Annotated in this window: 1 protein-coding gene; it reads right to left on the bottom strand. The window is 57.1% G+C overall.

Features of this window, described 5'->3' with window-relative positions; genetic code table 11:
• Positions 1–5183 (bottom strand): hemagglutinin repeat-containing protein (locus BMX14_RS16220; protein WP_177173200.1); only part of this gene is annotated, 5183 nt, incomplete at both ends.

The raw sequence follows: 5183 nt of genomic DNA, 5'->3' as shown, positions 1-5183 counted from the left end.
AGTTATTCTCAACCGTCACCTTCCCCGCCTGCATCCCTGCCATGGCGCTGGCCATATCGCCGCCGACTAACCCGCCCGCCAAACCGGCGGCAAGGGTCGCTAGGGCGCTGACCGTCTGCTTTTCGTCCTCGCTAAGCTGATTGGCCTCTTTACCAAAGCCTTGGCTGGCGATAATCCCCACTAGCTCTGCACTGGTGGCCCCGGCCGCCAAGGCTAAGGGATCCTTACCTTGTGCCGCGGCCAGCGCCGCATTCACCGTGGCATGGGCTAACTGCTTGCCGAGCGTATCAAGACGACTTTGGCCAATGACGTTAGCAATATAAGGCGCGGCCCCGCCCGCTAACGCACTGCCAATATCCCCGCCAGCAAGGCCCTGCACTGCCGCAGTCGCCGCTTGGATGGCTCGCTGAACACTGCCGCCGACACCTAAGCCCGAGTCGTTTATCGCCTGCTGATAAAATTGCTGATAAGTGAACTCTGCCAGAGTACGCTCGTCAAGTTGTTGACCGGGATGTTGGTCCAGCCACTGCGTTTTAATACTCTCCTGCTGCTCGGGGGTCAGCTGGGCGATTTTCTCTTTCGCCGTTTTTACCGCCGAAAGCTTGCCCTGCGTCTCGGCGATATTCGCCGCTTGGGCCCCAATACTGCTAATCAATTGTGCTTCGCGTAAGCGGTTTTGCTCCTTTTCCTTATCGAATATCGGACTGAGTGTCTGGTGAGCGTTTTCTGCATCGCGACTCAGCGAGGATAGAGATTGTGACTGCTCATCAAGGTTACGCACCACAAGCGTTCCCTGGCTTATCGCCGAATGGGTCACCGACTCAGCACTGCCCGAGCCATCAGCCCCCACCAGTAACGAGGTCGCGGCATTATTGAGCAGTTGACTGGTCGGGTCGCCTCCCGTGCTTAGGCCGACACTTTGGTGTTCGACCTTATACTGCGCATGATTACGAATATCCTCAAACCCAAGCGTGCCGGTATGTAGACGATTATTCTCGGCAGCAGCGGTGGAACCGATGACTGCGCCCTGTAATTGGGTGTGCTTGCCCACCTCAATGGTAAATCCTCCTTGGCCGGCGAAAATCCCTGTTTGCTCCTGTACCGATGCGTAAGTACTGTCGATTTTATCGCGCGAGAGGTTCAGCGAGAAAGAACCGCCGCCCATACTCGCGCTGCCCCCGACGCTGGCGCTATTCTGAGCGGAAGCGTAATTATCGGTATCTTGCTCGCTGGTCAGCGTCAAATCACGCCCTACCATCATCTCAATAGTGTGACCGCTCACCTGCGCGCCCGTAAGATGGGTATCCCGACCACTGACGATACTCAGCTTTTCACCGGCATCGAGGGTCGTTTCACGATGGGAAATCGTATTACCCTGCTCGCGCCCCTTCGCCGTATTGACGCTGGCATTCACGGAAATCCCATTGTCTCCGCCCCCAAAGTTAATGCCAATACCAAAAGCGCCGCCCTGACTGCTATTTTTTCCGCTGACGTGCTGACGGTCTTTCGCCGACGCCAGCAGCACATCGCGCGTGGCCTCAAGGGTGATATCCCGGCCGGCTTGTAAGCCGCTACCCGCAACGCGGATATCGCCATCGTGGGCGGTCATCGTTATATTATTGCCCGCTGTCAGTTGGCTGGCTTGGTGTTGCTGCGTGGTCTGGGTCTGGGTTGAACTCGACGATTGGCTGCCCCAAGAGAGATTAATCCCCGCCATACTCCACGGTGACTCGGCACTGACCGCGTTACCCTGCACCGCTTGAGTGGCTTGGACCCCGGTCAAGGCCGACTGTACGCCTTTTAACGCCGCTAAACGCCCAGAGCTCTCCTCGCTCGCGGAGCTCGCTTGGGTAACGGCTTGATTAACTAATGTCCCAACGCTACCGGAGAGCGCAAGGGTTAAGCCACTGCTTTTTTGCTCAGCAACGTGGCGTTGGGTGCTGTGCTGTTCACTGGCCGAGACGGTAACGTTTTTGGCGGCTAAGTGTATATCGCGTTTCGCCAACAGCTCGGAGCCAGTGAGGGTCAACCCCTTGCCTGCCGCCAAGCTTACACTGCCTTCGCTGCTGCCCACTAAGCTGCCAAGATGGCTTATCGAGCGTCCTTCATCCGTGGAACGTTGTGTCTGTTGACCGTAACTGAACCCGATCCCGCCGGTGCCCGATAACCCCTTACGTTTTTCTTGGTAGCGATGGCGTTCTTGGCGACTGTTCTGTGCCTGCGTCAAGCTCAGGGCGTTACCGGCTTGCAGGACTACCTGCTGCGACCCAATGGCACGACTGCCCACTAAGCTCAGATCATGTCCCGCCTGCAGACGGACCTGCTCGCCTTCCACCGCACTGCTTAACGCCTGCGTCGTCGAAACGCTATCATGGCGCGTCTGCGTTTTGCTGGATAACCACCCGGCGCTACGTTGCTGGCTATTCTCAGTCACCGTCTGTTGCGACTGACCACTCGTTAGCGTGAGATCGCGCCCCGCCGTCAGGCTTAGGGCGTCGCCCGCACTCACCTTCGCCGCTTGCAGGCTGATATCTCGGCCGGCTAATAGCGTTATCTGACCCTTCCCCTCAACCTGGCTGCCCTGCTCGCTCGTCTGGTTAACGCGTCGATCGTTACCTTTCCCCCAGTCTGTCGACTCATGGCTCGAGGTCGTCACGGTGGTCAGTTGCAGATCATTGCCTGCCGATAACTGAGTATGGCCGCCTTGCCCCTTATTTTGGACCAGACTGCCTGCCAAGGTGAGGTTATGCTGGGCGTGTAACCTTAAGTCCCCGCCGTCATCTTGCACATAAATCGAGGCAGGACGATCACGCCAACGATTATCGCCCTCTCCCGCCATCACTGTTTGACTGGTGATATTCCGTCCCGCCAACACAGAGAGGCTCTGTTCGGCTTGCAGTCGCCCGCCCAGGTTGGCGATATCGCTGAGCGCGGTCAACCTCATGTCACGCCCCATCATATCACCACGATTGGTGATATTTTCAGCCGTTATCTGTGTCAGCTCGCGGCCAATCAGGCTGCCACTGTTCACCAGATCGCCAGTGAGTTGTAATTGCGTCTGCCGAGCGGAGAGTAGTCCGCCTTGGCGAGTGACATCGCCACTCTGGACCTGCGCGTAAACTTGGGGCACTAACACCTTATGCCGCGAACCGTCCGCGAGCGTGACCTCTTGCTGAACGAGCCACACCATATCGCTGGTCAGTTGCGCCATCTGTTCGGCGGTTAAGGCAATCCCCGGGGTGAGGTGAAAACGCTGAGCGAAAGCCACTCCGGCATCGAGTAACGCGCGATATTGCTGCGCGTCATTATCAAAACCTTGTAGGAAACGGCTGCCGGTTAAGGCGGTTATCTGTTCACGGACCAAGGCTTGCTCATAAAACCCATCCCCCAAGCGCTTAGCCAGTCGCCCCTGCGACCACTCAAGTTGGTCAAACACCCGGTCACTGCTGAGAAACTGTGTAGACTGGGTAAAGCGAGGGTCGGTTTCAATTAAGAACGGCACATCGGCTGCCGGGCGTAACTGATACAGGGCATTATCCGGCACCGTCACATTAGCAGGAATAAAGTGAATCGCCTTCCCGGTTGCGCTCACGACCTGGTGGATGGCCTGATTAGCATTGGGCTGTTGCAGTACCTCGTTATCGAGGGGGCGTGCCCCCCCCGCCTCGGGCGGGATCGCGGGTGAAGTGCGTTCATCGATAGCCTGACCACTGCTCTGCGCGCTGCTGTGTGCTTGCCAACGCAGTTGCTGAAAATCGAGGGTATTTATTGTGGGGGAAGGCGCGTAACCGCTGCTGCGCTTGCCTTGGCTGGTGACGGTGCCAAAAATCCCAGATTTTTTCTTCGCATACCAACGGGTGACTGTGCCGATATCGGTGGTGATCCGCTCGCCCCAGGTCACCAGATTACTCAGCGAACCGATAATGCCCAGTAAGCTGCCGCCCGCCATCACGATACTATCTTGGTTGGTCACCTGTTGACTGGTGATCGTTAAATCGCCCCCTGCGATGATTTTGCCGGGGTCACTTTTTACGATCTGGGTTTCGAGGACGGTACGCTGAAATTGATACTCATAAAAATCCTCCCCCCGCGAGCCATCAGGCATTTTTGCCGTGTGGACCCCGTACTTATTTTTATAGCTTGTATCAACCTCCTGCCAATCATAGCGTTGCGCAGAGCCGCTGAGCGCCGCTTCATGGTGTGCCGCGTTTTCGGTCTCGACTAAGGCGGTGGTTAAGGTCTCGTTATGGTTAATGATCACCTGACTGTTTAGCGTCATTGCGCCCAATGATTCGAGGGTAGCGCTGGTATTGAGTAGTACAGCCGCCTCGCCCTGCGCACGGCGCTGTGCATCAAGCTTGGCGCCGACCATAAGTTCTCCGGCACTAAAAATGAGACTGCTTGCGAGATTATTGAGGCTATGTGTGGCGATCGAAAGATGCTGACGGGCCGCGGTAATCGGTGCCAAGCCTGCCTCTTGACGCTGCGTAAAGGTCTGGGTCTCTATCGCCAAGTGGTCGCCATAAAGCCGCCCTCCCGCAAGATTATCGAGCCGTCCGGCGCGAATAAGTGTCAATCCGCCATCAATCAGTCCCCGATTATGCAGGGTATTGTGCGCCTGGATATCGGTTTGACCGGCGCTGATCTCACCGCGTTGCTGATTAATCAGCTCAGGGAGTCGCAGAGTCATCACGCCGCCGGCGCTGAGTAGGCCTTGGTTATCGACCCCCTGATGAAACGACGCGGTAATATCCCCCTTCGCAATCATCCGCCCACGATGGAGAAAGCGCTTATCGAAAACGAGTTCCATCCCACGATGTGACAACAGGTCGCCAACACCGCTTAGCGAGCCTACGCCTATCTGTAAACGCTGGTCGGCGACCAAGGTCCCCGCGTCGTTATTGATTATCGAATCGGACGCCCCCTGCACCACCAGTTGCTGCCCAGAGGAAAGCAGTCCCGAGTCATTATTCAGCGACTGCGCAATAGTCACGCGTAAATCGCCTTGGCTACGTAACGCGCCCTGACGATTATCGAGCGGCCCCGTGACGTTTGCCTGAATATCGCCGAAGGCTTGGATCTCTCCTTGCTGGTTCGTCAGTTGTCCGGCGTCGAGGTGCAGGCGGTTGCCTGCCGCTAAGCGTCCTGCGGTATTATCCAGCCCTTGTCCCGCGGTGTGTAAG

This window comes from Rosenbergiella nectarea (assembly GCF_900111105.1).
GTDB lineage: Bacteria > Pseudomonadota > Gammaproteobacteria > Enterobacterales > Enterobacteriaceae > Rosenbergiella > Rosenbergiella nectarea.
The sequence above is the reverse complement of the archived record's forward strand: the minus strand, read 5'-3'. Positions and strand labels throughout refer to the sequence as shown.